This window comes from Microcystis sp. M113S1, assembly GCF_020246945.1.
Lineage (GTDB): Bacteria > Cyanobacteriota > Cyanobacteriia > Cyanobacteriales > Microcystaceae > Microcystis.
On sequence record NZ_JADBSA010000401.1, the window covers coordinates 1 to 25,628 of the forward strand.

General features: G+C 43.1%; 30 protein-coding genes and 1 pseudogene. 12 read left to right on the forward strand and 19 right to left on the reverse strand.

All coding sequences use genetic code 11. From position 1 onward, the window contains the following. Positions 1–531: RNA-guided endonuclease InsQ/TnpB family protein (locus IM319_RS20295; protein ID WP_425185303.1), on the reverse strand; the 531-nt coding region annotated here is incomplete at its 3' end. 377 nt (positions 532–908) lie between these two features. Between IM319_RS20295 and IM319_RS20300 the strand changes: the two genes are divergently transcribed. Beyond that, positions 909–1,250 (forward strand): DUF952 domain-containing protein, encoded by a 342-nt coding sequence (locus IM319_RS20300; protein WP_103112440.1) that lies wholly within the window; start codon positions 909–911, stop codon positions 1,248–1,250. Here the strand turns inward: IM319_RS20300 and IM319_RS20305 are convergent. Together IM319_RS20305 and cofG are read right to left on the reverse strand one after the other, a co-directional pair. Next, complete coding sequence (locus IM319_RS20305; protein ID WP_287736718.1) at positions 1,227–2,540, reverse strand: cytosine deaminase; 1,314 nt, start codon at positions 2,538–2,540, stop codon at positions 1,227–1,229. The two genes, IM319_RS20300 and IM319_RS20305, sit on opposite strands and share 24 nt — an antisense overlap. Positions 2,541–2,748: 208 nt before the next feature. After that, on the reverse strand, positions 2,749–3,636 hold the full coding sequence (cofG, locus tag IM319_RS20310; protein WP_287077870.1) for a 7,8-didemethyl-8-hydroxy-5-deazariboflavin synthase subunit CofG: 888 nt from the start codon (positions 3,634–3,636) through the stop codon (positions 2,749–2,751). A 112-nt stretch (positions 3,637–3,748) separates the two neighbouring features. On the opposite strand from cofG, the gene IM319_RS20315 reads away from it, so the two are divergent. Further along, a complete protein-coding gene (locus tag IM319_RS20315; RefSeq protein ID WP_287077871.1) occupies positions 3,749–5,413 on the forward strand; it encodes a transglutaminase domain-containing protein in 1,665 nt (554 codons plus the stop codon). On the opposite strand, the gene IM319_RS20320 is transcribed toward IM319_RS20315, so the two are convergent. The 3 genes from IM319_RS20320 to IM319_RS20330 form a co-directional block, all read right to left on the reverse strand. Then, entirely contained in the window at positions 5,410–5,676 is a 267-nt protein-coding gene (locus tag IM319_RS20320; protein WP_286827211.1) for a hypothetical protein, read from the reverse strand. The two genes, IM319_RS20315 and IM319_RS20320, sit on opposite strands and share 4 nt — an antisense overlap. A 589-nt stretch (positions 5,677–6,265) precedes the next feature. After that, positions 6,266–6,661 carry a helix-turn-helix domain-containing protein gene (locus tag IM319_RS20325; RefSeq protein ID WP_353857213.1) on the reverse strand — a complete coding sequence of 132 codons (396 nt, stop codon included), beginning with the start codon at positions 6,659–6,661 and terminating at the stop codon, positions 6,266–6,268. After that, on the reverse strand, positions 6,648–6,947 hold the full coding sequence (locus tag IM319_RS20330) for a type II toxin-antitoxin system HigB family toxin (RefSeq protein WP_287077873.1): 300 nt from the start codon (positions 6,945–6,947) through the stop codon (positions 6,648–6,650). The genes IM319_RS20325 and IM319_RS20330 overlap by 14 nt, the downstream gene beginning before the upstream one ends. A 295-nt stretch (positions 6,948–7,242) precedes the next feature. Between IM319_RS20330 and IM319_RS20335 the strand changes: the two genes are divergently transcribed. The 5 genes from IM319_RS20335 (at position 7,243) to IM319_RS20355 (ending at position 12,673) form a co-directional block, all read left to right on the forward strand. Further along, positions 7,243–7,953, forward strand: a complete 711-nt coding sequence (locus IM319_RS20335; RefSeq protein ID WP_287684188.1) for a sirohydrochlorin chelatase — start codon at positions 7,243–7,245, stop codon at positions 7,951–7,953. Next, positions 7,950–8,414 carry a 2-amino-4-hydroxy-6-hydroxymethyldihydropteridine diphosphokinase gene (gene folK, locus IM319_RS20340; RefSeq protein WP_286827218.1) on the forward strand — a complete coding sequence of 155 codons (465 nt, stop codon included), beginning with the start codon at positions 7,950–7,952 and terminating at the stop codon, positions 8,412–8,414. The genes IM319_RS20335 and folK overlap by 4 nt, the downstream gene beginning before the upstream one ends. A gap of 158 nt (positions 8,415–8,572) precedes the next feature. Further along, positions 8,573–9,937 (forward strand): GTP-binding protein, encoded by a 1,365-nt coding sequence (locus tag IM319_RS20345; RefSeq protein WP_287736720.1) that lies wholly within the window; start codon positions 8,573–8,575, stop codon positions 9,935–9,937. Positions 9,938–10,069: 132 nt separating this feature from the next. Then, positions 10,070–10,627 carry a hypothetical protein gene (locus tag IM319_RS20350; protein WP_287736721.1) on the forward strand — a complete coding sequence of 186 codons (558 nt, stop codon included), beginning with the start codon at positions 10,070–10,072 and terminating at the stop codon, positions 10,625–10,627. Between the two features lie 192 nt (positions 10,628–10,819). Next, positions 10,820–12,673 (forward strand): peptidoglycan D,D-transpeptidase FtsI family protein, encoded by a 1,854-nt coding sequence (locus IM319_RS20355; RefSeq protein ID WP_287736722.1) that lies wholly within the window; start codon positions 10,820–10,822, stop codon positions 12,671–12,673. Positions 12,674–12,759: 86 nt separating this feature from the next. Here IM319_RS20355 and IM319_RS20360 read toward each other — a convergent pair whose 3' ends face one another. From IM319_RS20360 to IM319_RS20395, 9 genes and pseudogenes are all read right to left on the reverse strand, one after another. After that, positions 12,760–13,404, reverse strand: a complete 645-nt coding sequence (locus IM319_RS20360; protein WP_287736723.1) for a DUF3226 domain-containing protein — start codon at positions 13,402–13,404, stop codon at positions 12,760–12,762. A gap of 2 nt (positions 13,405–13,406) precedes the next feature. Next, positions 13,407–14,564, reverse strand: a complete 1,158-nt coding sequence (locus IM319_RS20365; protein WP_287736724.1) for an AAA family ATPase — start codon at positions 14,562–14,564, stop codon at positions 13,407–13,409. A gap of 44 nt (positions 14,565–14,608) precedes the next feature. Beyond that, positions 14,609–14,698 (reverse strand): annotated as a pseudogene (locus tag IM319_RS22665) (divergent PAP2 family protein); the annotation flags it as partial. A gap of 105 nt (positions 14,699–14,803) precedes the next feature. Next, complete coding sequence (locus tag IM319_RS20370; protein ID WP_287736725.1) at positions 14,804–15,139, reverse strand: hypothetical protein; 336 nt, start codon at positions 15,137–15,139, stop codon at positions 14,804–14,806. Between the two features lie 47 nt (positions 15,140–15,186). After that, a complete protein-coding gene (locus IM319_RS20375; protein WP_287676019.1) occupies positions 15,187–16,140 on the reverse strand; it encodes an asparaginase in 954 nt (317 codons plus the stop codon). A 22-nt stretch (positions 16,141–16,162) separates the two neighbouring features. Beyond that, on the reverse strand, positions 16,163–16,666 hold the full coding sequence (locus IM319_RS20380) for a CGLD27 family protein (protein WP_287076994.1): 504 nt from the start codon (positions 16,664–16,666) through the stop codon (positions 16,163–16,165). A 5-nt stretch (positions 16,667–16,671) separates the two neighbouring features. Then, entirely contained in the window at positions 16,672–17,076 is a 405-nt protein-coding gene (rsfS, locus tag IM319_RS20385; protein ID WP_287676017.1) for a ribosome silencing factor, read from the reverse strand. A gap of 55 nt (positions 17,077–17,131) precedes the next feature. Next, positions 17,132–17,728 carry a bis(5'-nucleosyl)-tetraphosphatase (symmetrical) YqeK gene (yqeK, locus tag IM319_RS20390; RefSeq protein ID WP_287736726.1) on the reverse strand — a complete coding sequence of 199 codons (597 nt, stop codon included), beginning with the start codon at positions 17,726–17,728 and terminating at the stop codon, positions 17,132–17,134. An 80-nt stretch (positions 17,729–17,808) separates the two neighbouring features. Then, positions 17,809–19,377: a YcjF family protein gene (locus IM319_RS20395; RefSeq protein ID WP_287736727.1), complete on the reverse strand. Its 1,569-nt coding sequence runs from the start codon at positions 19,375–19,377 to the stop codon at positions 17,809–17,811. A gap of 292 nt (positions 19,378–19,669) precedes the next feature. On the opposite strand from IM319_RS20395, the gene IM319_RS20400 reads away from it, so the two are divergent. The 3 genes from IM319_RS20400 (at position 19,670) to secF (ending at position 23,161) form a co-directional block, all read left to right on the forward strand. Beyond that, complete coding sequence (locus IM319_RS20400) at positions 19,670–20,653, forward strand: alpha-ketoacid dehydrogenase subunit beta (protein WP_286826399.1); 984 nt, start codon at positions 19,670–19,672, stop codon at positions 20,651–20,653. 26 nt (positions 20,654–20,679) lie between these two features. After that, complete coding sequence (secD, locus tag IM319_RS20405) at positions 20,680–22,086, forward strand: protein translocase subunit SecD (protein WP_287076998.1); 1,407 nt, start codon at positions 20,680–20,682, stop codon at positions 22,084–22,086. A gap of 142 nt (positions 22,087–22,228) precedes the next feature. Then, positions 22,229–23,161 (forward strand): protein translocase subunit SecF, encoded by a 933-nt coding sequence (gene secF / locus IM319_RS20410; RefSeq protein WP_287676014.1) that lies wholly within the window; start codon positions 22,229–22,231, stop codon positions 23,159–23,161. Between the two features lie 42 nt (positions 23,162–23,203). Here secF and IM319_RS20415 read toward each other — a convergent pair whose 3' ends face one another. Both IM319_RS20415 and IM319_RS20420 read right to left on the reverse strand, forming a co-directional pair. Continuing rightward, on the reverse strand, positions 23,204–23,686 hold the full coding sequence (locus tag IM319_RS20415; protein WP_287736728.1) for a methylmalonic aciduria and homocystinuria type D protein: 483 nt from the start codon (positions 23,684–23,686) through the stop codon (positions 23,204–23,206). A 71-nt stretch (positions 23,687–23,757) separates the two neighbouring features. After that, positions 23,758–23,994, reverse strand: coding sequence for a type II toxin-antitoxin system HicB family antitoxin (locus IM319_RS20420; RefSeq protein WP_158201394.1), 237 nt, complete (start codon positions 23,992–23,994; stop codon positions 23,758–23,760). A gap of 525 nt (positions 23,995–24,519) precedes the next feature. On the opposite strand from IM319_RS20420, the gene IM319_RS20425 reads away from it, so the two are divergent. Continuing rightward, on the forward strand, positions 24,520–24,750 hold the full coding sequence (locus IM319_RS20425; protein WP_158201395.1) for a hypothetical protein: 231 nt from the start codon (positions 24,520–24,522) through the stop codon (positions 24,748–24,750). Continuing rightward, on the forward strand, positions 24,747–25,031 hold the full coding sequence (locus tag IM319_RS20430) for a type II toxin-antitoxin system YafQ family toxin (RefSeq protein WP_158201396.1): 285 nt from the start codon (positions 24,747–24,749) through the stop codon (positions 25,029–25,031). Before IM319_RS20425 ends, IM319_RS20430 begins: the two co-directional genes overlap by 4 nt. 37 nt (positions 25,032–25,068) lie before the next feature. On the opposite strand, the gene IM319_RS20435 is transcribed toward IM319_RS20430, so the two are convergent. Continuing rightward, the gene (locus tag IM319_RS20435; protein WP_287076261.1) at positions 25,069–25,278 is read right to left on the reverse strand and encodes a hypothetical protein; all 210 of its coding nucleotides are present in this window, start codon (positions 25,276–25,278) and stop codon (positions 25,069–25,071) included. Beyond that, entirely contained in the window at positions 25,271–25,459 is a 189-nt protein-coding gene (locus tag IM319_RS20440; protein ID WP_158201398.1) for a hypothetical protein, read from the reverse strand. The genes IM319_RS20435 and IM319_RS20440 overlap by 8 nt, the downstream gene beginning before the upstream one ends. Positions 25,460–25,628: the final 169 nt, after the last annotated feature.

Here is a 25,628-nt window from a genome sequence, read left to right on the forward strand (position 1 = left end):
TTGCCGTTCTACGTCAATCAAAAACTGGCAATAATAGCCGTCAGCACGTCTAACAACTCTTACCCGTTTAATCTGTTGCTCTGAATAATAAACTAATGTCTTTTGACTACACCATAAATCAAATTCTCCTGCTTTAAAACCGTCAGTAAATCTGATTTTACGTCTATCATCAGATAGCTTATAGCCTGTTAGTTTATACTCAACGGAACGACTATGCTTTTTGAACCGAGGAAAGCCTTTTTTCCCTGGTATCTTGGCACGACAATTATGATAAAACCTATTAATTGATTGCCAGGCTCTATCAGCAGCCGATTGACGAGCTTGAGAGTTTAGTTTATTAACCCAAGGTGTCTCTTTATTGTTAGCTAGTACAGCACAAAGTTTTTGGAGATCATTGCGGGTTGTCCCTTGATTTGACCGCCAATAACGAACACAAGAGTTACGCACAAACTGAGAAGTTTTGATAGCTTCATCAAGCTGGTGATATTGCTCTGGTGTTCCGTTTTTTAGCTTGGCTTCTACGACTAGCATCTAACAGTCCTCGACCATTGGCTGAGTTAAGTATAACACAGTTTACCCACAGATGGTGGAATTAAACCGATGCTCCGCGGTTGATATTCTGGTCGGATTTCATCCCCCGCAAAGCTGAGTATCTTGTCGAAAAATGTAGCCGGGGCATTCATCCGACATTTTAGGTAAGCTCATTTTAAAGGGAAATGGTTAATATCAGGTAAAAAGAGACTATAAAGAGATTTTGAGGCCATTATCGGCCATTTTTTTCTGGTCAGTGGTCGGACAAATTTCTTGTCTTTGATTCCCTGACCCCTAGTTTAAGAGAATTGAGGGCCGCTGACAGCTTCAGGCTATATCCTAAAATTAGGGATAAAGTGACAGTAGGAGGCGAACCGATGATCTATCACATCACTACAGAAAGAGGTTGGCAAATAGCTCGTGAAATGGGGGAATATCGGGCTTATTCCCTAAAAAATGAGGGATTTATCCATTGCTCCACCTTAGAACAAATTCCGAAAGTTGTGGCCGCTTTTTATCAAAATCAGCCAGATTTGCTGGTTTTAGCCATTTCTCTCGAACAATTGCAGTCCCCGGTCAAATGGGAGCAGCCCCAACATCCTAACCCAGAAAATGCCACTTTAGAGCTAGAAAAAGAGACCTTTCCCCATATTTACGGTGCTATCAACCTAGAATCGGTGGTTTTTGTCAAACCCTTACAGGATTTGATCAATTCCTAGAACTAAATCATCTAACTCTTGGTAATCGGGGAGAGTAGTATCGATGCTCAACCCGCGCCGAATCACGAGGCGATCCCACTGTGGTCGCGATAATAGCTCGCTAAAGTAGCGAGCCTTGAAAATTAACAAATTTGCCTCTAGACCCGTCTTAATGCGCCCTAAATGGGGCAATCCGAGCAGATTTGCTGGGGTGAGGGTGACACTATTTACCCAGTCAGCGTAGGGTGCATCGAGATGGGCAATCCGCACCGCTTGGGTAAAGACTTCTAAACCATCGTGATCCCCAAAACCATAAAAGGGATCGCGACAGTTATCACTGGCAAAAGCAACTGGAATTCCCGCTTTTTTCATCTCTTTTACCTTAGTTGTCCCGCGCCAAAAGGGGGTTTTTTCCTCTTGACGATCCTGTAGGTAGAGATTGCACATCGGCAAGCTAACGATAGCAATGCCCGCATTTTTGACTAAATTTAGGGTTTCTTGGATTATTTCAGGGGATTGTACCGCTAAACTGCAACAGTGACCACAGATGATTTGTCCGTCAAATTGCTCTTTGATGGCAGTACGAGCGATCGCTGCTAAACAGGTAGAATCGGGGTCGCCGTTTTCATCCAGATGAAAATCGAGATTTAAACCCCTTTCTTGGGCTAATTTGAAGGTAATATCAATTTGTGCCTGTAAATCTGGATTTGTGTAGGCTACTCCCCCTAATATGCCCCCAAATTCGGCAATTTTATCGGCTAAGGCCGCTCCCTCGGAGGTTTGATAGTAGTCAAGGGAAACTAGAGAAACCGCTTGCAGGGTGATTTTACCGGCCCATTGTCGTTGCAATTCTCCCAAAGCGGTTAAGCTAATCTGTGCCTGTTGACCAAAAGAGTCGATATGAGTGCGAATAGCGGCGGTTCCGTGGGCATAACTGCATTTAACGCCGAATTCCATGCGACGATACACATCCTCTAAGCGCCACTCCCGTCGAGAATCCTCTAAGGCCATTTTTAAGGCGCTGTCAAAAGTGCCATCATGGTTAGGACAACGATGCCAACTATGACCTTTATCGAGATGGGTGTGCATATCGACAAAGCAAGGAAAAATAATCTTTTTTTTGAGGTCAATAACGGGAATATTGTCTTCGGGGGGGATTGTGGAGGTGATGCGATTAATGTAACCGTCATTAATTTCCAGATTAACTAAGGTTAATCCCTCGGCGGTTTGGGGAGAAAAACTCTCATTTTCTAGGATGGAAACGGGAATATGAGCATTTTTGAGCCAGTAGCGCTCGTTTGAGGGAATCATAAGACCTCTGGTAAAAATCAAAAATTGTTGTTAGGGTTAGGAGTCGGTCGTCGGGAGAATTAAGAATGAATAATAATCAATTAAGCGGTATTAAGTAAGTAGTGTTAAATGGCATTAACAGTGCTATCTTTTCACTGATTACTGATTACTGATTACTGATTACTGATTACTGATTACTGATCACTGATTACTGATTACTGATCACTGATTACTGATAAACCGGTAGGCGCGCTTTTAATTCCCAGCCATAAATTGCTAAAAATTCCTTTAATTTATCGGGGTGTAAATGGAGGTAATCGGGATTAACTTCATCGATAATGCCAATACCGCCTAAATCCCGCGCTCCTGCCGCTAAACAATCCAAGAGAAAAAGAGGATCGGGTACTAAATTCGGGGGAATTTGAATGACAATATCTGGGGGCAAAATTTCCCTAGCTTGCCTAACCAGATCGGGTAATTTTTGCAGATCAAAAGGATTATTTTGCCACCGTTCTCTTTTGCCCGGATTGTAGGGTTGTAGGATCACTTCTTGAATATGTCCCCAACGTTGATGAATAGTGGCAATAGTTTCTAAGGTTACTAAGCGATCGCATTCTGTTTCACCAATTCCTAATAATAACCCCGTGGTAAAAGGAATTCCTAATTCTCCCGCCCATTGTAACTGCTCTAAGCGCAGGGATGGCACTTTACTGGGGGCATGACGATGGACAGTATTTAATAAAGTCACCGTCATTTGTTCTAACATTATGCCCATAGATAGATTGACATTTTTCAGTTTTTCCATCTCGGCAAAAGTTAAAATCCCCGCATTGGTATGGGGATAAAAACCCATATTTAAAGCCAATTCTCCTAAATTATAAATATGGCGAAACCATAACTCTCGATTGGCTGCTAAAGGATGAACTTCCCCGCTAAGAATTAAAATTTCCGTAATTTCCGAACCCTGCAAAGCAGTTAAAATCTCTTTGGCCTTGTCTAGACTTAACCAGCCATCAGTGCCTAAATCCCTGCGAAAATTACAATAACTGCAACGATTGAAACACTCGTAGGTAGGTACAAGGGTATGAGAGGGACTATAGGTGACAATTCTTGACATTTTTTTCGGAATTGGAGTTCATTACGAGCATTCAAGGGCGATAAAATTTGCTATCGTGGGAAGAATTGCTGTTTTATTCACTTAAAAACGCTCTCCCTTTTCGCTTCCTCCTATGATTTTCGATCCTGCCAGTCTTCCCTCCCATCGTCAAACGATTCGTCCGATTAGCGCCACGGCCCTGCACGGAATTGTATTTCAAGATGACAAATTAATCGCTATCGACGCAAAAAACGGCTATTTATACCAAATTGCCCTCGATACCGGTCATACAACCGTACTTAATTGCCATCGCTGGCAAGAATTCGTCGGGACGACGGGATTGGCAATCGATGATCAAAATAACCTCTGGTTTACGACCCGCGAAAATCTCTACTGCTGCACTCTCGAAGATTTTACCCCAAAATTTTTTACCCGTCTTCCCTACACCGCTAACGGAGTCGCCGTAACTGCTAACACAATTTATGTCACTTGTCAACGTTCTGGACAAATCTTTATATTTGATCGCCAATCGGGACAGGAAATTACTCGTTTGTACGCGCCGGGTATCGGCATCGAAAATATCACCATTCGCGGGGAAGAACTTTGGTTAACGGATACCCTAGAACAAACGGTTTACTGTCTTGATCGCGCCACGGGAGAACAGCTTTTTAGCATGATAACTCCTTTTGAATCGCCGACGGGACTAGCTTTTTATAACGATGCGAACAGTGGCAAGGATATCTTATATGTGGCCTATGCTTTCCAAGAACCCTTTATCCGCGATAATCCCAATTCCGAACAGGTTTACGAACTTAGTTATCGTCCGCGTACTTTTGTCCATCCTCTATATTTTCACTACGATCCCGCTAAAAAATACACCCTTTCTAACGGTTATCTGATTGAATTATCCTACGTCGAGGAATTGGAACCTCTCTATAATATCGAACTAAAAGATGTGGAATGGCGCATCGCTTTACCTCTAGAAACACCGCGGCAAAAAATTCGCAGCGTCGAAGCGGTGGGATTGCCTTTTATTGAAGAAATTCAAGACGGGCAGCGGGTGGCAGTATTTAAGTTCAAGCAAATAACCGCCAAACAACGTCATATTTTTGGTTGGAAAGTGGTCTTAGAAGTGTGGGGAATTAAATACCAAATTACTCCCAAAGATTGCGAAGATTTACCCCCCTTACCCGCCGATTTTCCCGATCGCTATTTGATCGATAATGATGATCTGGCTATGAATACAGAAATTATCCTCAATGCTGCCAAAGAAGCGATCGGTCGGGAAACCAATCTACTCAGAAAAGTTTATAGTATTCGTAACTACGTCTATGATCAGCTTTCCTACGGCATCAAACCCAACATCGACACCCCCGATATTGCCCTGCGGCGCGGAGTGGGTTCCTGTGGCGAATATGTGGGTTTATTATTGGCTTTGTGTCGTCTCAATGGTATTGCCTGTCGTACGGTAGGACGTTATAAATGCCCACCCCATCCCCTCGAACGTAATTTACCCCTCGAACCAGATTACAATCACGTCTGGATGGAATTTTATCTCCCCTCTATCGGTTGGGTTCCCATGGAGTCCAATCCCGATGATATCTTTGAAGGTGGTCCCTATCCCAATCGTTTCTTTATGGGTTTAGCTTGGTATCACACGGAAATTGCCAAAGATATCCCCTTTGAACGAATGCTCAGTGAAGGACAGCCGGTGTTAAAAATCCAAGTTCCCATCGGCGATTTAGCGATTAATCACGTTCAATTCATCATTCTTGAGGAATTAGCCCCAAAAGACTAGAATTTTGACCCATCATCTAGGATGCCCATTTCTCTATCTCTGGCTTCTTTGAGTTCTTTGACCATTTGCAAACCCGCGCCCACACAGAAGCCCAGGGTTGCCCCAGCACCGGCAAAATAACGTCCATAGATGATTTGATAGATATAGGGATTTTTATAGTTGACTTGGCTGGGATTGCGTTCAATGCGGCTAATGCCATAACCGATACCTGCCCCGACTAAAGCCGTCACTAGGCCTGAAAATAGAACTAGACGAAAGTTCATGATCTTATCTCCCGATGGACTCTGACTTTAGATTATCGCTGAAAATTAGTCCATGGCAAGCGATCGCAATAATTCGTTAAGTAGTCGTGCCAAATCAATTTCCCTTGAGATGTGTAATTAATTTTGCTTAGGTACTTAGGGTCTGCTGAATAATGGTAAAACCCTTTTAAAATAAAGCTTTTGACCTGTTAAAGTCCGATGTTAGTGCAAGAAAATAGGATTGGGACTTTCAAAAACCTTGCATTATCCTTTTTGTAGTACATCGCTTGGTACAAAAAACAAGGGCAACAAAGCCTGAAACGACCGGCTACTGACTCCTGACTCCTGACTCCTACCACCACCGAAAAACTTTTTCAGCAGACCCTACTTATTAAGTAGGGTTTGCCGAAAAAATCTAAAAACCTTGTTGGGTAAGACTTTTAGACCTTTTGTCAATCAAAAAGTACCAGATATGGGAGTGATCGGGGGTAAATTTTAGGTACTTTTTCCCTGAAAATTAGGTCACTGACCCCCTCAAAATCGGTAAAACCCTACACCCCACACCCCACACCCCACACCCTGTCCCCACGAAAAACTTTTTCAGCAGACCCTAAGTAAATAAACTGGCATCAACCCGAAAATATGACCCCAAAGACCTAGCTTCTGACTGATTGATGCTGCGTTGTCCATTAATTATTTGCTCCACCGCATCAGGGGAACCCAAAATAGTAATTAGCTCTGGATATTCTATCTCGTTAGCTTCTATAAGATGCTGTAAGGTTGCTAAAGGATTTCTGCCAGGAATTGGATAATTATCTGCCTCGAACCTTTCGATCAAACTAATCAATAACTCCAGTAAAGCTTCCTCCTCTAAACTAAGTTTCGAGCGATGTTCCAACTCTTGAGCAATTGCGATCGCTCGCTCGTTTTCCACCTCTGTGGTGATTGCTTTTGGTTGATAGTGAGCGAGTAATTCTCCATAGGTTTTAGAATTAAAAGTAAGCATCATATTTCCAATTTCCTTTATCGTACTCGGCGTGGGTAAGAATATATTTAATATAGATAGTCTGTCGGCTATAAACTAGATCTACAATTAGACGATAGTGATTTCCTTTAATATTAAAAACAGTGAAGTTACCAACAGATTCAGCACTTTTATAAGTGGCTTGCACATCGATTAGATTTTGCCATGCTGCTTTACTAGCGACTCTATACCAATCATAGAGAGACTCGCAGGAATTAGCATTAGTGATACAGAAATCGCGAAGTATTCGACGGCTAATTACCCGCATAATACAAATGTACCTCTGGCAGTTTCTGTCAATAGCAATTATACCTCAACATCTAGGCTAACTCAAGCCGGCGGGCTGATTTGCTCACACTTTACATTGCGTAAAATGGTAGCACTTCCCACCAATGGGGACGTTTTCCCGCTTACCAGCTAAATTGAGAATATCAGGGGCATTTATGCCTAAAGGGAGAGAAAATGTATTAGGCTAAAAACTAAACTATTTTGGCAAGATTTCTTTGAAGACCTTCTCAGCCTACTTATTGGTTTTCCACGGTAGTCGCGATCCGCGTCCAGCCATGGCGGTGACACGATTAGCAGCCTTAGTTCAAGAAAAAATTAGTCAACCCGCCGAAAGATTAGGGAGTAAATCGGAGTTTAGCCCATCTCTAGCGGTTCTAGAAGCAGATAATCGGGTATTAGTAGGGACTGCCGCCCTAGAATTAGTGATAACACCTCTCCATCAACAAATAGAAGCTTTTGCCCAACAAGCACAAAGCCAAGGATGTAGCCGGTTGCAGATTATCCCCCTGTTTCTCCTGTCGGGGGTTCACGTTAAAGAAGATATTCCCGCGGCCGTGGCCAAAGTGCGATCGCCGATTGAGCTAGAGTTAAAGCCCCATTTAGGCAGTTATCAGGGCATAAAATCGCTTTTATCGCGACAATTTGCTGATTTAAGCCCCCAAGACCGCATTTTACTGTCCCACGGTAGTCGTCGCCCCGGGGGTAATCGGGAGGTGGAAAATCTAGCGGCGTTTTTTGGGGCAATTACAGCTTATTGGTCGATAGAACCGAGTTTATCCCAACAAATCGAGAGTTTAATCGCTCAAGGTAGCCAAACAATTGCTATACTGCCCTATTTCCTCTTTGCTGGTGGAATTACCGCCGCGATCGAAGCCCAAGTTTTTGAACTATCACAAAAGCATCCAAATGTCAATATATCTTTAGGTAAATCTTTGGGGGCGACGGGGGAATTAGCCGAGATTATTGTGGAGGAAGGATGGGGATGAAGCGAGCAGCGATCGCTTTGGGCGGTAATTTAGGGGATTCAGGGACAATTTTAGGGCAAGCTTTAGGGGAATTAGAGCGAGTCAAAGGAATTAAACTAGAAGCTCATTCCCAATGGTATCAAACCACAGCCGTGGGTCCTCCTCAGCCCGACTATCTCAACGGTTGCGCCATTGTGCAAGTGGATTTATCGCCCTTAGATTTACTGCATAAATTATTAGAAATCGAGCAGTTATTCGGGAGAGTCCGACGGGAAAGATGGGGACCGCGTACCCTCGATTTAGACTTAATATTTTATGATGACCTGATCTTAGAAACGCCCGAATTACAGATACCCCATCCCCGCTGCCGAGAACGCGCCTTCGTGCTGCTTCCCCTGGCAGAAATTGCCCCCGATTGGCGAGATCCGGTCACTGGAAAAACTATCCTTCAGCTATTGGGGCAATTGGGATTGGCGGAGTAGGATGTTAGGTGTTAGGGTTTTAGTTGAAAACTTCGCTAATTTCTTTTCACTGATCACTGAAAAGTCTTCCCCTAAACCCAAATAAGCGCGTCTCAGTTACCGCCCCGAAACTCTACAATAAAGGCAGCAGCATCAATAAACAGTAAAGAAAATCAACCGTGACCAAGACCCCATCGCTCGAGGAAACTCATTACAATCAGGCTAAGGCTAGTTTACAACAGGCCTTAACTTGGTATGCCAGTTTTCGCCGCCATTGGAATTATCCCCCCGATCCCCAACTTCAGGCCGCCGTTAAACAGGATTTGCAGTCCCTCAAATCGGCCTTGGATAAACTGGATGAAACGGTGATTCGGGTGGCAGCCTTCGGGTTAGTCAGTCGCGGTAAATCCTCGGTGGTAAACGCTTTAGTCGGTCAAAAAGTCCTGACAACTGGACCCCTGCACGGGGTGACACGCTGGCCGCGATCGGTGCGTTGGACACCAGCCACGGGTAAAATCCAGATAGAATTAATCGATACCCCCGGATTGGATGAGATTGAAGGGGAAGTGCGGGCGAATATGGCCAGAGAAGTCGCTAAAAGTGCCGATTTAATTTTATTTATCGTCGCGGGGGATATTACCCGGACTGAATACGAGTCCTTGGCAGAATTGCGCCGGGCCAAAAAACCGATCATTTTGGTGTTTAATAAGATTGATCTCTATCCGGAAGCTGATCGCCGCCAGATTTTTCAGCAGTTACAGAGATTAGGAACCAATCGGGACGAAAAAACGTTAGAAGATTTGTTAACTAGCGATGAGATAGTTATGGTAGCCGCCGAACCGCAACCGATTCCCGTCCGGGTGGAATACCCCGATGGGCGCGTGGTGACTGAGTGGGAAACCCCTCCCCCCCAAATTGAGGAGCTGCAAGATAAACTCTTAACGATTTTAAATCGGGAAGGGCGATCGCTGCTGTCCCTAAATGCTTTAGTGCAAGGTCAAGAAGCGGAGGAAAATATCGCTAGAAAAACCCTAGAACTGCGGGACAGTCAAGCGGAGGAAATTATCTGGCAATACGCGAAATATAAGGCTTTAGCGATTGCGGCTAATCCGATCGCTATTTTAGACCTCCTAGGGGCTTCAATCGTCGATTTGACTCTAGTTCGGGCTTTAGCTCGTTTGTACGGCTTGCCGATTACCAGTCACCAAGCTGGTCAACTCTGGCGGACTCTACTTTTGAGTAGTGCGGGGTTGCTGGTGGGGGAAATCCTCAGCACTGTGATTATCGGTTTGGGCAAAACGGCAGCGGCAGCGGCGAGTATTTTTGAAAATCCCACCTCTTTAACCCTCTACGGTAGCACCGCTCTCCTACAGGGAGCAATTGCCGCTTATGGAACCTATATCATCGGGAAAGCCGCTAAAATCTATCTAGAACGCGGTTGTAGTTGGGGGGCATCCGGACCGAGTACGGTGATCAATCAAATTCTCGCTCAAGTTCATCCGCAAACTATTTTATATCGTTTACGTCTAGAACTAGAACAGTGATTTTAAAGGAAAAAGGAAAAAAGGCAACAGTTATCAATTAAATATTTCCTACTGACTACTGATGACCGACTCCTAATTTTAGAAACTTAATTTTTGACAACGACAACTAGCTAGAAATATTGAGAGAAAATCATGTCTGCTGCCCATAAGTCCTATGTTCCCGTTCCCATTCCTCGCCAAAAAAGCCAAGGGAGTCAACGTCGTCCCCAGTCGCGGATAACTTCCCCCAACCCCACTACTAAACCAGTTACTCAATCCTCCCCGACTGCCACCGTCAAACCGACGACTAAATCGGTTGCGAGAGTTCCCGTGGCCCCGACACAAAAACAATTAGCCTCGCGTCAATTACGTTCCCTTTGCCTCCTAGAAAGAATAGTGGCCGTGATTACTTTTTGTCTGTTGGGTTCGACTCTGGGAATATATGCTTGGACGGTATATATTCCCAAGGTTTGGGACAAAGAATTTGGTAAACTGGAAACACTGCAACGTCACGAGCGCCATCTTTTATCCACCAATGAAACCCTTAAACATCAACTAGCTCAACAAGCAGAAAAACCCGAAACCGGATTAACTCATCCCCAACCCTTCCAAACTATCTTTTTACAGCGTAAATCTGCCCCGAACCTGAAACCGTCCCCCGCTTCTCAACCCCAATCTACCGTCAATTCTCGACCGAGAAGTGCCTATTAACAGTTATCAGTTAACAGTTATCAGTGGGTAAGTTAACAGTCATCAGATGTGAGTTTTTAAGTGTGCAGTATTAAATAGAAGTTTCCTACTGTCTTTTTACTGATTACTGATTACTGATTACTGTTTACTGTTTACGGATTACTGCTCACTGTTCACTGCTTACTGCTCACTGATAACTGAAAGATACTGCTCATGACTGACACAAAAAGACCCAGATTTAGAGGTAAAAAAACTCGATCGCCCTCGGGCAGGATCCGGGACAGAAAGTCCTATTTAAACGCCAAAAAACAGCAACAACAGTTTAAAAAATTGCCTTTGAGTAATGGGCGCTTGGTGGCGGTGTGGTTGATTTTAGTCATGGGTATTGTCGGTTTAGCTTGGCGACTGTACCAATTACAAATAGTCCAAGGACAGGAATTGCAAAAAAGAGCCAGACAACAGCAAACTACCAGTATTAGACCCTATATTCCCCGACGGGCGATCGTCGATAGTAATGGTAATGTTTTGGCGACCGATCGCTTGATTTATACTCTTTATGTACACCCAAAACTGTTTGCTATTCCGCCGGCAGAAGTGGCTGATAAATTAGCTCCTTTATTAAATATTCCCACTAATCAACTGATTCAAAAATTTAAAGAAAAAGAAACAGGAATTCGTTTAGCCAATCAATTAACCGAATCCGTGGCTAGGGGATTAAAACAATTATCTCTTGACGGTGTAGAATTAGAGGAAAAGTACGCTCGTTATTATCCCCAAGACGATGTGGCAGCCGACGTGATTGGCTATGTAGATAAAGAACATCGTGGTCAAGCAGGATTAGAGAGAGGTTCCAGTCAGTTATTAGAAAGAGATCCTTTTTCTGTCAATACAAGACGCATGGGAGACGGGCGAATTTTACCCGCTTTTGTTCCCGATGGTATCTTTCAATTTGATGAATTACAGTTAGAAGTAACCCTCGATTTAAAACTACAAAGAGCCGCCAGGACGGCCCTACGAGAACAGCTAAAGAAATTTAATGCTAAACGGGGAGCCGTCATCGTTATGGACTCCCTTGATGGTTCTCTTTTAGCCCTAGTTTGTGAGCCAACTTTTAACCCCAATGAATATTATAAAGCCCATGTGGCTCTATTTAAAAATTGGACCGTAGCCGATCAGTACGAACCGGGGTCAACTTTTAAACCAATTATTGTCGCCATGGCCATGGAAGCAGGGGCAATTAAAGCTAGTACGGTAGTCAATGATCCGGGGGCAATTACTGTCGGTCCCTGGACGATTAAAAATGCCTCTAAACAGGGTTATGGGGCGCTAGATATGGCCAGAGTTCTGCAAACCTCTAGTAACGTGGCCATGGTGCAAATTGCCCAAAAAATGGGGCGAGTTGATTTCTATAAAAGTTTATTAGGATTGGAAATAAATCAAAGGGTTGGTGTAGATTTACCCGGAGAAGTGGCAGGATATCTCAAACCCGAACAAGAATTTCTGGATAATGCCATTGAATCGGCCACCGCTTCCTTTGGTCAAGGTTTATCCCTAACGCCTTTAAAATTAGTACAGTTGCACGGTGCGCTGGCCAATGGTGGCACCTTAGTAACTCCCCATGTGATCAAAGGATTAGCCGACGACCGCGGCCGTTTGCATTGGCAGCCCGATTATCCCAGCAAAAAAGTCTTTTCTCCCACCGTGGCCCGGCAAGTGGTGGAAATGATGGAAACCGTCGTCAGCAAGGGGACGGGGGTAGCAGCCCAAATCCCCGGTTATCGCATCGGAGGCAAAACGGGAACTGCACAAAAAGCTAGTCCGACGGGGGGTTATCTACCTAACGCCAAAATTACCAGTTTTGTGGCGATTTTACCGATCGAATCGCCCCGTTATGTGGTTTTGGTGGTGGTGGATGAACCCAAGGGTGCGAATACTTTTGGCTCCACTGTTGCCGCTCCTGTGGCAAAAACGGTGATGAATACGCTCATTTCCCTCAAGGGTATCCCCCCCACCTCCAAGGTGGTTCCGGCGGGTTCTGCGACCAATAAACCCCCGCGGCACGATTAATTTAAGTCTTTTTGAAAGAGGCTTTATTTAACAAAGCACGGAGAAATATTATGGGGCTGTCATTCCTATTTCGATCCATACTTCTCTCAAATCTCATATAACTCCTGTAACCATCTCAAAAAATTTGCCGATTGGGGATGGGATTGATTAAGTATTCTTTGTTTTACTGCATCGTGAAGTTGTTTCCCCGGCGGATCTTGCCAAGCTAAATAGGTATGAATATTAGCCTTATCTAGATGATAATCTCTATAGGTTGCCCCTTGTTGTTTTGCCTCTATCACCTTGTTTTGTGTATATTGCCAAAGATTATTATCGGGAACTAAATAGGCTAAAAAAGTCTCTAACATCCCTCTAGATTGATTATCTGGCATCATCCACACACCGAATTTTATCCCCGATTCTAGAGTCATAATTAATCCCTCTGCTGGTAAATTTTGAGGTAAGCTAGGTATATTTGGTAAACAGGCATTATATAAACTTTTCCAACGATTATCAGGTTCTTCGTCCGCATCTATGACAATTCCTAAATGAGTTAGTCCCCTATCATTGATTTCATTGTAAATATTATCCCTATCGAGTAAATTCTCAATACCATCGGCCGGTTTAATATAGATAATAGCTGTGTCTTTTTTCTCTCCCCAAGAGATGCCATGGGCTTCTGCTAATTCGGGAATCACTCTCATTTCTTCTCTTCCCTCTACCAAGAGTTTTTTAGGATGTATTCTGGGCATTTTTAGCGAACCTCAATATCTCTTTCAGAAGCGAGGTAAATTTGTCTAGTATTAAAGGAAACTGCTTTTTCCTTGTCCCTATCTATCCTTTGAATAGTAATATCGTTATCAGTAATTTTTTCTTCGGTAATTAATTCGCCTAAACTTTGCCAACAATCGCGGCTGTGAGTGGTGGCAAATACCTGAATATTGAGTTTTTTGGCGGTTTCCCAGACTACTTTCCACATATCAGTCATGACAGTAAAATGCAATCCACTATCAATTTCATCAACTAATAAAATTCCATTTTCAAGATTAACCATCGCTAAAACTAATCCTAACATTCGCCAAATTCCATCGCCTAAACTGCCAATAGGGATAGGTTGATCATGATTTTTAATTTTGATTAAAAACCCACCTCTAACACCTAGGTTATTTGAAGTTAAATACTTGCCAGAACCAACACTGGCTATCCTTTCAATTTTTGGCTCAATAATTTTCAAAGATTCAATAATTAAATCTTCTACAGGAGAGAGAACAATGTTATCAAAAAGTGCTGCCATATCAGAACTTGTTAGAGAAAATGGTGTTAAGAACTTCAATTCAATTTTATTATCAATACCTATTTTATGGGAAATTCTGCTTAAACTAGCTATTCTTCTTATGGAATCTCTGGCAAGAGTACCGTTGGCAAGAAGTTCCATTTCAATAGGTTTTTGTGAGCCAATCCATCCAATACTTAAAAGAAGTTTACCCCATTCCTCATTGTCGAAATTGTGATCATTATTTTGATTTAGATCATCATTTTTGTCTGAAAATAAAGATAGTTGTATAGGAATGCTTTCAACAGAAATGGTAACACTTGCTAGATAGGATTTGCCATATCCACTGATGATAATTTTTTTACTTGGGATGATTTCATGCCCATGAAATAAATGACAAATTTCAAAAACTTTATTGCGACTAGGTAGATTACTTTCTGACCAACCAAACTCACCTCTATAGCTAATAGTTTCAAGAAATATATCTATATTATTCTGAGCATACAAAAACTGAATCGCTTCTAAAATAGAAGTTTTACCGCTATTATTTTTACCTACTAAGAGATTAATTCGACCAAGATTGGCCATCTCAAAATTCTGAAACCCGCGAAAGCCTTCAATTTTTAGGGATTGTAACATGAGTGATTACCCCGGATTTTCAGTTATTAAATCTAGTTTATCTCAACCCCAGTAGCCAAAGCCCCCGACGAGACTAGATAGCGCAGACTCACCTTACCATCGCGGATTAACTCAATCAGCGCTTTTAGTCCCTTTTCACCTTTCGAGCATTATAGTTGGTTTCGGCGCAGAAAACCAGCAAAAACATGACTACAGAGGGAATCGCTGACTCTAGAGATTAATGACATCAGATAATAAGGTTAGCGATAAATTCCTAGCTGCTGATACAGTTCAACTTGATCTTTGACAACAGTTAAGGTTTTTTGTTCTTCAATATTCTGAATAGCTTGTTGAGTTTTTTGGTTAAAATCGCTTATCGTATAAGTCCCTTCTGCAATTCGTCGTTCTTTTTGCGCTTCTTCTAAAAATTCAGCTAGGTGTTTTTTTAGATAGGTTGCCAGGGTATCTTGTTGTTCTTCAGAAAGCAGTGCAATTTGATCGAAAGTTTCTTGAATTAATTTAGTCCTAGGTATGTATTGTACTCCGAAGTTCAGTTTTTGAGGAAAAAAATCAAGATATAAATACTGCCCTAACACACCAAAACCTTTTATTTTTGATGTGTTACGCTTTGTTAACTGACTATTTACAATAAAGCCATTTCCCCCACCACTTCCAAGCGGGTATAACTGCCGATTTTGAGGAATTTTTCCGAGAGAGATTCGGCCACATTGGGAGTAATCCAGCCTAACTGTTTGAGAATTTGCAAAGCGGCGGCATATTTAGCCCGTTTGGAACCATCTAAAGCTTTAATTGCTAATCCTAAACCTTCACCGACGCGCCCGATACATTGAATACCTTCGGCCCCGGCTTTACTGACGATTTCCCCTTGGCTAACCTGCATTAATTCCGTATCAAAAGCCCCTTCTCCGGCTACCATGCGGGGATGATAGGTCATGGCGCGGACGATTCTTTCTAAGTCTAAACGGTTGCCAGAGGCTAACTGGGCGTAGAGATGGGCCATTTGCCCCAACTGCATTGAATAGGTGGGCGCGCCGCAGTCATCGTGGGCGCTGATTAATTCATCTCCCGGCATTCCCAATAATTCGGCAATTTTGCTTAAAATTAGCTTCTGTATCGGACTAGAACGCCGGAGATAGGTATTTAATGGCCAGCCGCGCTGTTGACACACCGCTAACATCCCGGCGTGTTTACCAGAACAATTGTACTGCAAACGACTGCGTTTACCTTCTGGGAGGGGACATTGCAGGGCATTGGTATCGATATCGGCGCGCCAGAGAATATTAAAGACTTGACGGGCCTGTTCCACTGTGCCTTGGTGAGAACTACAGATAATGGCTAGATCCTTATCGTTGAGATCGGAGCGTTCGAGGGTGCCGGTACTGGTGACAGCCAGCGCTTGAAAAGGTTTCAGGGCCGAACGAATAAAGGCGCTAGTTTCGGCGCTGCCGGCGGTGGATAACACCCGGCCGCGGTCATCGCAAATAGCGGCCTCGACATGATGGACCGATTCAATAATACCTTCCCGGAGGAGATGAATTTCTAAGCGGTGGGTTGGTGAACGTTTTACCCTATTCATTCAGATTGGTGATTGGTTGCGGTTAGTGAGTGAAAAATAGCCAGAAAAGACCACTGATAGCGACAATTGCCCCTAGAATCAGGGCGGTTTTTTGTAAACGCTGGAGAATGGGCTGGATTTGATAGGAGACGATTAAACGATCGCGGGTTAAAATAGCGGCGGTTTTTGTCCAGATTTGGCCATCATACCAGCCCGACTCTTCATAAAATACTTTCTCCGATTGTAAGCGGTCATAGACGTAGATCCAGCCTAAATACAAGCGCAATAACACCAATCCTACCAAAATTGTCGAGCCAAAAATCCCCGCACAGAAGAAGAGAAAAGGGGCTTTTTTGAGGGGAAAACTAGCGGCGGCAATCGGTCCGACAATTAACCATGTCCATAACCATAACCAGAGAATTTTTTTTGTATAAGAGGCTACATCTATGGTAGCCCAACGAAAAAACCAAGATTCTTTTAATTGTTCGTACTCGTTAACCGGTTGCTGTTCTTCTGGGACGGGACAGAAATCAAGGGAGGATTTCATGGATTCTACTCCTCTAAATGGTTGCTAGGTAGAGGAATACGTTGAGCATGACCCCAAAAAGCTTCTAAATTATAAAATTCCCGCTCTTTTGGTAAAAAGATATGGACAATGATATCGCCATAATCCATCAGGATCCAGCTACCTTCGCTTTTTCCTTCCACTTGTCGGGGGGATTGTTGCCATTCTAGTTCCATAGCAGCTTCGATCGCATCCTCGATCGCTCGCACTTGGGTGGTAGAATAGCCGGTAATAATCAGAAAATAATCGGTTAAATAACAGATATCGGCGACTTTCAGGATGGCGATGTCCCCCGCTTTCTTGTCCTCGGCAGCGGTAACAATTGTCTCCAGAAACTTTTCGGTCTTGAGATTTTCGGCGATGGGGGTAATAATTCCAGTGGGATTGGTCATTCAGGTTGTGGTTATCCTTTGACTGAGGTGGTTGTAAGCGAGTCTTGAGATTATGTTAATCAATGGTTTTAGTTTCTGTTGGTTGTTCTTTAACAATTTGTAACGCCCAGTTGCGGGTTAGCACGGTGCGGGGATGAATGGGACAATGGCTACTTAAAAGATATTTTAGGGAATAATCGCAGGTTTGTTGAACGCTTTTATGGAGATTTTGATAGCTGAGTTGTCGTAGGGCGTTTAATTCGGGTGTATCGCCGCGATTGGGTTCCAAGGCATCGGCAATAAAGACTATACAGCTAAGATCGCTCATATTGGGTTGACCGAGGGTATGATTGCGAATTGCTGCGAGAATTTCCTCATCGGTAACGTTAAATTCTTTTTGGGCGACAATCGCACTCACATCGGCGTGGAGTAAGTGAGGATGGGATAAACAGATATTATCCACGTCTATTCCCGCCGATTCCGCCATTTTTAGCATTTTTTTGGGCTTGAAAAATTTGGCCAGATCGTGTAGTAATCCCGCTTGCCCTGCTTGGACGGGATCGAGACCGTGATGACTAGCTAAATCAATACACATGGTCTCTACACCGAGAATATGTCGCAGACGGTGTTCGTTGACGTTTTCTTTTAACCAGTCGATAACTTGCTGTCGCATCTTTTTTTTGCCCTTGTGGAACCCCAAAACGATTGTAACAATTACTATACAATTTTGCCTATTGCTACCGGGTTCGATCTTTACCAATCATCCTCGCGACTAGCTTCTAAAACTTCTTCTTGCTGCCAATCATCCTGAAAAGGTTGTACCACTTTACCGATCGCATCCGCTACAAAAGACTTAATAAATTCTTCCTTGCGACTGAGTTGAAATTGTCTTTGTACCACTTCCGTCATGCCACCGTCTCCCCAGTCTTGATCGTGACGGAAATATTCGATAAAACTTTTGCCGGCAATGCGGGTTAAATAGGCGGCACTGACCCCTTGAATTGCCTTACCGACTATATAGGTAGTAAAGTTTAATTGTAGGATTCTGGCTAATAATTCTACTGCTCCTTTCACTACTCCCAAACTAACTAGGGTTTTGCCCAAAGATAAGGCCAATTCCTTGCCTCGATCGCTGTTAATTTCACAGCCATAAACTTGACCAATTTCCCTGACCATTTGAGCATTAACCGCCGCCGTTGCTAACAGATCGAACACTGGTAAGGGAGTCACTGCAATTACTCCCGCACCGATCCACTGATAGCGATCGATAATTTTATCAGCTTGGCGACGACGTTGGCGATCAATAATTTTCCTAGCTTCTTCTCCTAATCTTTGGGATTGTAAGAGGATATTATCCGCCACTAAATCCTCCCCTTCGGCCCGTAAAACTGAAGCCAAACGTTTAATTAAAGCTAAAATATCTGGTTCCGGTGTGATCATTTGTCCACCGGTTAGCTGCACAGGTTGGGGATTAGCAGCGACGGCAATAATATCGGCGGAAAGGACCACTCCTTTAAGACGTTCTCGTAATTGTTTTAAAATAATGTCTCGATCTTCATCACTATAGAGATCGATTTTATTAAAGACTAAGAGAGAACGTTTTCCCATATCAATTAAACGCAATAAAGGGGCGTATTCCGATTGTCGAATATCGTTATCAATGACAAATAAAAGTAAATCTGCTTCCGTGGCTAATTGTCGCGCTAACTGTTCCCTTTCACCTCCGGCTGCACCAATTTCGAGAATGCCGGGGGTATCGGTAATTTGAATTTCCCGATTCACACCTTTCATTTTTAAACTATAGGTTTCCCCTTTTTCCGTGGTTCCCATGGTTGCCTCCACATTGCCCACCATTTGACCGATGAGAGCGTTAATTAGAGAGGTTTTTCCCGCCGATCCTGTGCCGAAAACGATGATTTTAACTTCTTTTCTGGCTAAACTTCGCTCAATTTCTTGGGAACGCTTAACAAAAACCTGTTGGGTTACTTTATCTTGAATTTGCTCCACTTGTTGCCGGATAGCTTTTAAGGTTTCCCCGGCGGCCTCGGTTTTTTCTACCGGTAATTTTAGGGGTGGACGGGAGGAAGAATGCAACCCGCGGCGACTTTTTTGGCGCTGGGGCAGCAGGTAAAAGTAGTATAAAAGAATGTAGATCAGCAAGCCCAGCAGTCCGATAATGAGCAAAAGCAGAATATTAGCTAAGATAGGAGCGGTAAAGGCGATCTGGATGTAAAGACGATAGATAGAGTTGACTAACCACAACATTAATCCGAAAATAAAGCTCAGACCAATGATTAAAGCGGCAAGACGGGGTAATTTCATCAGCTTTAACGGTAGGGGATTGCTTGATCTTGATCTTAGTTCTTTGCCGGCCGATTGTCGGTAACTAGAATAGACTATTATCTATGAAGTAGGGAGGCACAATTATTTGTAGGAGCAGTAGCGTAACCCATGCGGGCGTTGGGTTTCATGCTTCAACCCAACCTACGTTCTTCCCCACTTCCCCATCTCCCCACTTCCCCACCTCCCCACTTCCCCACTTCCTTCGGGCCAGAAAAGGGGTAAGATAATAAGTTTAGTGATAAGATGACCGAATTGTAAGCGGGGACTTGATATGGCAGAAACCCTATTATTTAATGCTTTGCGACAGGCGATCGATGAGGAAATGGGCCGCGACCAGACAGTATTTGTTTTAGGTGAAGATGTGGGTCATTACGGCGGTTCCTACAAAGTTACCAAAGATCTCTACAAAAAATATGGCGATTTAAGGGTTTTAGATACTCCCATCGCTGAAAATAGTTTTACGGGCATGGCAGTGGGGGCAGCCATGACGGGATTGCGTCCGATTATTGAAGGCATGAATATGGGTTTTCTTCTCCTTGCCTTTAACCAAATTGCCAACAATGCCGGGATGTTACGTTATACTTCTGGCGGTAATTTTAAAATCCCCATGGTTATCCGCGGTCCGGGGGGTGTGGGGAGACAATTAGGTGCGGAACATTCCCAACGTTTAGAGGCCTATTTTCACGCAGTACCCGGTCTAAAAATTGTCGCTTGTTCCACTCCCTACAACGCTAAAGGTTTATTAAAATCGGCGATTAGAGATAATAACCCTGTGCTTTTCTTTGAACACGTTCTTCTCTATAATCTCAAGGAAAATTTACCTGATACCGAGTATCTTTTACCCCTAGATAAAGCGGAAATCGTTCGCCAGGGAGAAGATATAACCATTCTCACCTATTCGCGGATGCGTCATCACTGTTTACAGGCATTAAAACAGTTAGAAAAAGATGGCTACGATCCAGAAATTATCGATTTAATTTCCCTAAAACCCTTTGATATGGAGACAATCGCCGCTTCGATTCGCAAGACTCACAAGGTGATTATCGTGGAAGAATGTATGAAAACGGCAGGAATTGCTTCCGAGTTAATTGCTTTAATTAATGAGCAGTTATTCGATGAATTAGATGCCCCTGTGTTAAGATTATCTTCCCAAGATATACCGACACCTTATAACGGTAATCTAGAAAGATTGACGATTATTCAACCTAATCAAATTGTCGAAGCTGTCCAGAAAATGGTCAGCGATCGCATTTAACAAATTCTCCTTTTGATACCGAAGTTATGCAGAGACAAAATTGGTTATTGTTACTGATCATCGGCCTAGTTGTTGCCTCGATCGTCATCCTGATTAAGTTACCCCTACAATTAGGTTTAGACCTGCGCGGTGGTAGTCAATTAACCATTCAGGTTAAACCCACTGAAACCGTCAAAACCATTCAACCTAATGATTTAAAAGCGGTACAAAATGTGATTGAAAACCGCGTTAATGCCCTCGGTGTTTCTGAATCATTAGTGCAGACTGTGGACAGTAAAAATCAGGTAATCGTGCAACTACCTGGGGTCACAAATCCCAAAGAAGCTGAGAGAAACTTAAATGTTCAGGCCCAATTAGAATTTCGTCAGCAAAAACAAGGTACAGAAGGAGAATTTCGGGCTGAATATTCAATTTTTCAACAAAAAAAAGCGGAATTAGCCGCCCTCAAAGCCGAGAATAAACCCGAAAATGCCGCTAAAATTGCCGAACTAGAACAATCTCTGCAAAAATCTAAACAGGCAATTTTAAATCTATTTGAATCGGTGGACTTAACTGGAAAAAATCTGCAAAATGCCACTATTAGTTCCACCCAAGGGACTAACTGGGAAGTGGCCATTACCTTCGACTCGGAAGGGGGCAATAAATTTGCCGAACTGACTAAAGCGATCGCGGGTACTGGTCGCAGTATTGGGATTTTCCTCGATAATGAATTAATTAGCGCCCCGGTGGTTGATGTGCAGTTTGCCCAAACTGGTATTACTGGAGGCAGGGCCGTGATTACTGGTAATTTTACCGCCGAAACTGCCAACGATCTAGCGATTCAATTGCGCGGTGGTTCCCTCCCTTTTCCCGTCAAAGTCGAAGAAATTCGCACCGTTGGGGCAACTTTAGGCCAAGATAGCATCCGTCGCAGTATCTACGCTGGTTTAGTGGGTTTACTATTAGTTTTAATCTTCATGGCGGTTTATTACCGTTTACCCGGTGTCATCGCTGATATTTCCCTGATTATCTATACTATACTCTCTCTGGGGGCTTTTGCCTTAGTGGGAGTCACGATGACCTTACCCGGTATTGCTGGATTTATCCTCAGTATCGGCATGGCTGTTGATGCAAATGTACTGATTTTTGAGCGCACCCGGGAAGAATTAAGGGCCGGAAAATCTTTATTTCGGGCGGTAGAGTCGGGATTTTACCGGGCTTTTTCCAGTATTCTTGATAGTAATGTCACTACTTTAATCGCCTGTGGTGCCTTATTTTGGTTGGGTTCGGGATTAGTCAAAGGTTTTGCCTTAACTTTAGCCATTGGGGTAGCTGTGAGTATGTTTACCGCTTTAACCTGTAGTCGCACGCTCCTGTTAATCACCGTGTTAAACGTCCCCAGCGTCCGTCAAAAACCCCAACTTTTCTGCCCTAATTTACCAGCAAACCAGTAGTTATTAGGGAAATGGGGAAATGGGGAAATGGGGAAATGGCGAAATGAGGAAATGGGGAAATTCAACTAATACCCCAACCCCCAACCCCCAACCCCCAACCCCCAACCCCCAACACCCAACCCCCACTCACCTCTTACTCAATATGGCATTTAACGTTACAAAACAGCGTAATTTTTGGTGGACAGTCTCGGCCTTGCTGACGATTGGTAGTATTTTGGCCATGGTGATTTCTTGGTTCACTATTCAAGCGCCTTTGCGACCGAGTTTAGATTTTGTTGGTGGCACGAGAATTCAGATAGAATTAGCCTGTGCCAAAAAGAATAACTGTGAGAAACCCTTAACTACTGCCGAAGTGCAAGTGATTTTAGACGAGGAGGGATTGAGTAACAGTAGTGTGCAGGTTTTGGATAAATATACTTTATCGGTGCGGACGAAAACCCTCGTAGAAGAACAGAGAACAAAATTACTCGACACTTTAAATCAGAAAATCGGCACCTTTGACCCCGAAACCAGTCAAATCGATACCGTCGGTCCCACCATCGGTCAAGAATTATTTAGGTCGGGATTTTTGGCCCTATTAGTTTCCTTCTTTGGCATTGCCGTCTATCTAAGCTTTCGTTTTCAACGGGATTACGCTTTTTTTGCCATTGTCGCCCTCTTTCATGACGTTCTAATTACCGTGGGCGTATTTGCGGTTTTAGGCTTAATTGCGGGGGTAGAAGTGGATAGTTTATTTTTGGTTTCCCTCTTGACAATTGTGGGCTTTTCTGTTAACGACACAGTGGTAATTTATGATCGCGTGCGGGAAAATTTCGCCCAAACTCCTGAACTATCGGTGGATGAAATTGTCGATAATGCGGTGAGTCAAACCCTAGCTCGTTCGATTAATACCACCCTGACCACTTTATTGCCTCTGGTGGCGATTTTTCTCTTTGGTGGCACCACCTTAAAATATTTTGCCCTAGCTTTAATTATCGGTTTCGTAGCCGGGGCCTATTCGAGTATTTTTATCGCTAGTACCCTACTCGCTTGGTGGCGCGGTCGTTCCCATCGAACTAAGATAGTGCAAGCTTAAAAATGGCTTTTGGTTGTCAGCTAAGTTTTTGGGACAATTTCGTCAAATATCGGCTTCACCAATCATAATTGCTGTCAAAATTGACTCAACTGCTACTGCTGTCGTCCCAGACAAGAAAAGTCCGGGATAGACAGCAGTATGCCATCTTGGATGCAGCAGAGTTTTACAGCCTCTAACTGTCGAAAAATTAAATCCCAATGAATGATGAACCGTGGCAACCAAATCAAAATGAGCATCGCCTTTTTTTGAGTATTGAGGTATTCCTTCTTTAGGACAAATGATTTCTGTTAAGAAGCCTTGTTTTTGACTCATAAGATGGAAAGATTGACCCCATTGCATAAATTGCTTAAGTAGGCGATCTTTTTCCTGTTCAATTAATTCTCCTTCTTCGTCTAAAGGAAATTGAGAATTAATCAAGACAATTACGATAGTTTGCGGAGGAACTTGCCAATCAGGTAGCAATTTTTCCCAGTTATGAACCATAAATGGGGTAGGAAATTTTATATATCTCTCTACAGAATTCATGTTTAAGCAATGAGATTGATAGAAGCAATTATATCATAAGTCAACCTACGAAACTTAAAAAGACCTATTAGTTAATTTATTACCGTCGTAGTCGCCTCATCAAAGGAATAAGTTGGTGGTGTAGGGATTTTATTAAGGGTTTGACAATCCGTTAAATATTGTTCAATGACGGTTTGAAAAGCCTGTTCTAGCTCATCAACGGAAAGACCATCAAAAACAATAATATCTTCTATATTAATGACACGACCAAAAAATAAGCGATCGCTGGCATCATATTCAATCACAGCTTCATAGCCTTTGTATTGCATTAGTTTACTCCTGCTTTAATTAAAAATTTACGAATAGCTTTAATTGGGTATCTTTTTAGTTCCTTTTGGGGGTGCGGGGAATGAATATTAAGGGAAATTTCATTAAGATCAAATCCCACTCTTGAGCCATCACCTTATAGCGGTATGCAGTCGAATGAGGTATAGTGCAACAGGCTATGAGTCAGTCTAGGCAAGACTTTGTCTGTATCTCACTCAAGCGAATACCGCTATATCATCCCAAAAGATGTTACGGCGGATGGGATCAACAAAAATAGAATCATAGGTTTTTCGCTGTTTTCTATTCATTTGTTGATTATAGTCTGATTACCAACTTAACATCTAAGCAATACTAATGATCGCCTCTTCCCCAGAATCTAAACCGCGATCGTCCCTTTAGAGAGGGGACTTGAAACACCTGATCAGTCAGAAAAAAGTGATTGTTTCTCCCAAATTCGACTGTGCTTTCGGATTCTTAAATTTGGACTTATACTGAAGTGAGAGATCAAATTGCCATCAGGAGTCAAGATGATTACGTTTGAAAATGCGTTAGAGGTAGTCAGTCAATTACCTAGAGAACAGCAAGAATTATTGGCTGATATTGTCAAAAAGCGGTTAGTGGAAGTCAGAAGACGAGAAATTATGGAGGAATGTCGTGAGGCGTTGGCAGAGTACCGAACAGGGAATTTAAAAGCAATGTCAGCAGAAGAAGTTATCTCAGAATTACGTTGTTACCTAGAAAGCGACGAGGATTCGTGAGAGAGTTAATTTTAACGACTAGGTTTAAGCGATCTTTTAAAAAATTTGTCCAGCGTAACGCGGCATTACAGCGACAAGTTGAAAAAACGTTACTGCAAATGAGGGAGGATGTCTTTGCGCCCAATTTGATGACCCATCGCCTAAAGGGTGAGCATGATGGACTAAAGGCTTGTTCTTGTGGATATGATTGTCGGATTATTTTTACGATTCAAAAAAACGAGCAGACGACTCAAGATGAGATTGTTTTGCTCAATATTGGGACTCACGATGAGGTTTATTGAGGGTTGTTAATGGATTAAATTCTGTTGATTCTTTCGTTTATTTTTCTTGGTATCGCTGGATGTATTCTGGATCAAAGACTTGGGAAAGTAGGTTTTGAAATTCCTCTTGTTCCGCTTTGGTTAACTGTTGTTCGTTGGCGGAACGGGAGGGGTCGCCACCGGATTCTAGGTATCGTTCGCGAGCGAGTCTAGAGAGTTGTTGTAAACGTCTAGCTTTTTGTTGTCGAAGTTGTTCGGCGTTAGTCATAGTCTTGCACGAATTCAAAAGGAACAATTTCTCCGTCAGGAAGAATCACCGATGTGGGTAAAGTAGGACTTAGGGTTTCGATATACCACAGCCCACTACTAGGATTAGAGAAACTGTATAAGACAATCGCTAGGGTTTCGAGGGCGTTAAAAACTAAAAATTGTTCTTCGGTCGGTTCCATCGGTTATTGTTGACATCCTCACCGCCGTGAAACGGACGGTGATTCCCAAACCTCACGATTTGGGTTTCTGCTTCTTTCCCTTGCGGGGTTCCGCACCTGCCTTAACAGATTTACTCTGTTCTGGTCTTATGGTCGCTCTACAGACTGACACCGCAAGTCCTGCGGCCAA

Excerpts from the sequence above, each read along its gene's own strand:
- IM319_RS20300 (WP_103112440.1), top strand. The coding sequence starts at position 909 with ATGATCTATCACATCACTACAGAAAGAGGTTGGCAAATAGCTCGTGAA.
- IM319_RS20305 (WP_287736718.1), bottom strand. The coding sequence starts at position 2,540 with ATGATTCCCTCAAACGAGCGCTACTGGCTCAAAAATGCTCATATTCCC.
- cofG (WP_287077870.1), bottom strand. The coding sequence starts at position 3,636 with ATGTCAAGAATTGTCACCTATAGTCCCTCTCATACCCTTGTACCTACC.
- IM319_RS20315 (WP_287077871.1), top strand. The coding sequence starts at position 3,749 with ATGATTTTCGATCCTGCCAGTCTTCCCTCCCATCGTCAAACGATTCGT.
- IM319_RS20320 (WP_286827211.1), bottom strand. The coding sequence starts at position 5,676 with ATGAACTTTCGTCTAGTTCTATTTTCAGGCCTAGTGACGGCTTTAGTC.
- IM319_RS20325 (WP_353857213.1), bottom strand. The coding sequence starts at position 6,661 with ATGCTTACTTTTAATTCTAAAACCTATGGAGAATTACTCGCTCACTAT.
- IM319_RS20330 (WP_287077873.1), bottom strand. The coding sequence starts at position 6,947 with ATGCGGGTAATTAGCCGTCGAATACTTCGCGATTTCTGTATCACTAAT.
- IM319_RS20335 (WP_287684188.1), top strand. The coding sequence starts at position 7,243 with ATGGCGGTGACACGATTAGCAGCCTTAGTTCAAGAAAAAATTAGTCAA.
- folK (WP_286827218.1), top strand. The coding sequence starts at position 7,950 with ATGAAGCGAGCAGCGATCGCTTTGGGCGGTAATTTAGGGGATTCAGGG.
- IM319_RS20350 (WP_287736721.1), top strand. The coding sequence starts at position 10,070 with ATGTCTGCTGCCCATAAGTCCTATGTTCCCGTTCCCATTCCTCGCCAA.
- IM319_RS20355 (WP_287736722.1), top strand. The coding sequence starts at position 10,820 with ATGACTGACACAAAAAGACCCAGATTTAGAGGTAAAAAAACTCGATCG.
- IM319_RS20360 (WP_287736723.1), bottom strand. The coding sequence starts at position 13,404 with ATGCCCAGAATACATCCTAAAAAACTCTTGGTAGAGGGAAGAGAAGAA.
- IM319_RS20365 (WP_287736724.1), bottom strand. The coding sequence starts at position 14,564 with ATGTTACAATCCCTAAAAATTGAAGGCTTTCGCGGGTTTCAGAATTTT.
- IM319_RS20375 (WP_287676019.1), bottom strand. The coding sequence starts at position 16,140 with ATGAATAGGGTAAAACGTTCACCAACCCACCGCTTAGAAATTCATCTC.
- IM319_RS20380 (WP_287076994.1), bottom strand. The coding sequence starts at position 16,666 with ATGAAATCCTCCCTTGATTTCTGTCCCGTCCCAGAAGAACAGCAACCG.
- rsfS (WP_287676017.1), bottom strand. The coding sequence starts at position 17,076 with ATGACCAATCCCACTGGAATTATTACCCCCATCGCCGAAAATCTCAAG.
- yqeK (WP_287736726.1), bottom strand. The coding sequence starts at position 17,728 with ATGCGACAGCAAGTTATCGACTGGTTAAAAGAAAACGTCAACGAACAC.
- IM319_RS20395 (WP_287736727.1), bottom strand. The coding sequence starts at position 19,377 with ATGAAATTACCCCGTCTTGCCGCTTTAATCATTGGTCTGAGCTTTATT.
- IM319_RS20400 (WP_286826399.1), top strand. The coding sequence starts at position 19,670 with ATGGCAGAAACCCTATTATTTAATGCTTTGCGACAGGCGATCGATGAG.
- secD (WP_287076998.1), top strand. The coding sequence starts at position 20,680 with ATGCAGAGACAAAATTGGTTATTGTTACTGATCATCGGCCTAGTTGTT.
- secF (WP_287676014.1), top strand. The coding sequence starts at position 22,229 with ATGGCATTTAACGTTACAAAACAGCGTAATTTTTGGTGGACAGTCTCG.
- IM319_RS20415 (WP_287736728.1), bottom strand. The coding sequence starts at position 23,686 with ATGAATTCTGTAGAGAGATATATAAAATTTCCTACCCCATTTATGGTT.
- IM319_RS20420 (WP_158201394.1), bottom strand. The coding sequence starts at position 23,994 with ATGCAATACAAAGGCTATGAAGCTGTGATTGAATATGATGCCAGCGAT.
- IM319_RS20425 (WP_158201395.1), top strand. The coding sequence starts at position 24,520 with ATGATTACGTTTGAAAATGCGTTAGAGGTAGTCAGTCAATTACCTAGA.
- IM319_RS20435 (WP_287076261.1), bottom strand. The coding sequence starts at position 25,278 with ATGACTAACGCCGAACAACTTCGACAACAAAAAGCTAGACGTTTACAA.
- IM319_RS20440 (WP_158201398.1), bottom strand. The coding sequence starts at position 25,459 with ATGGAACCGACCGAAGAACAATTTTTAGTTTTTAACGCCCTCGAAACC.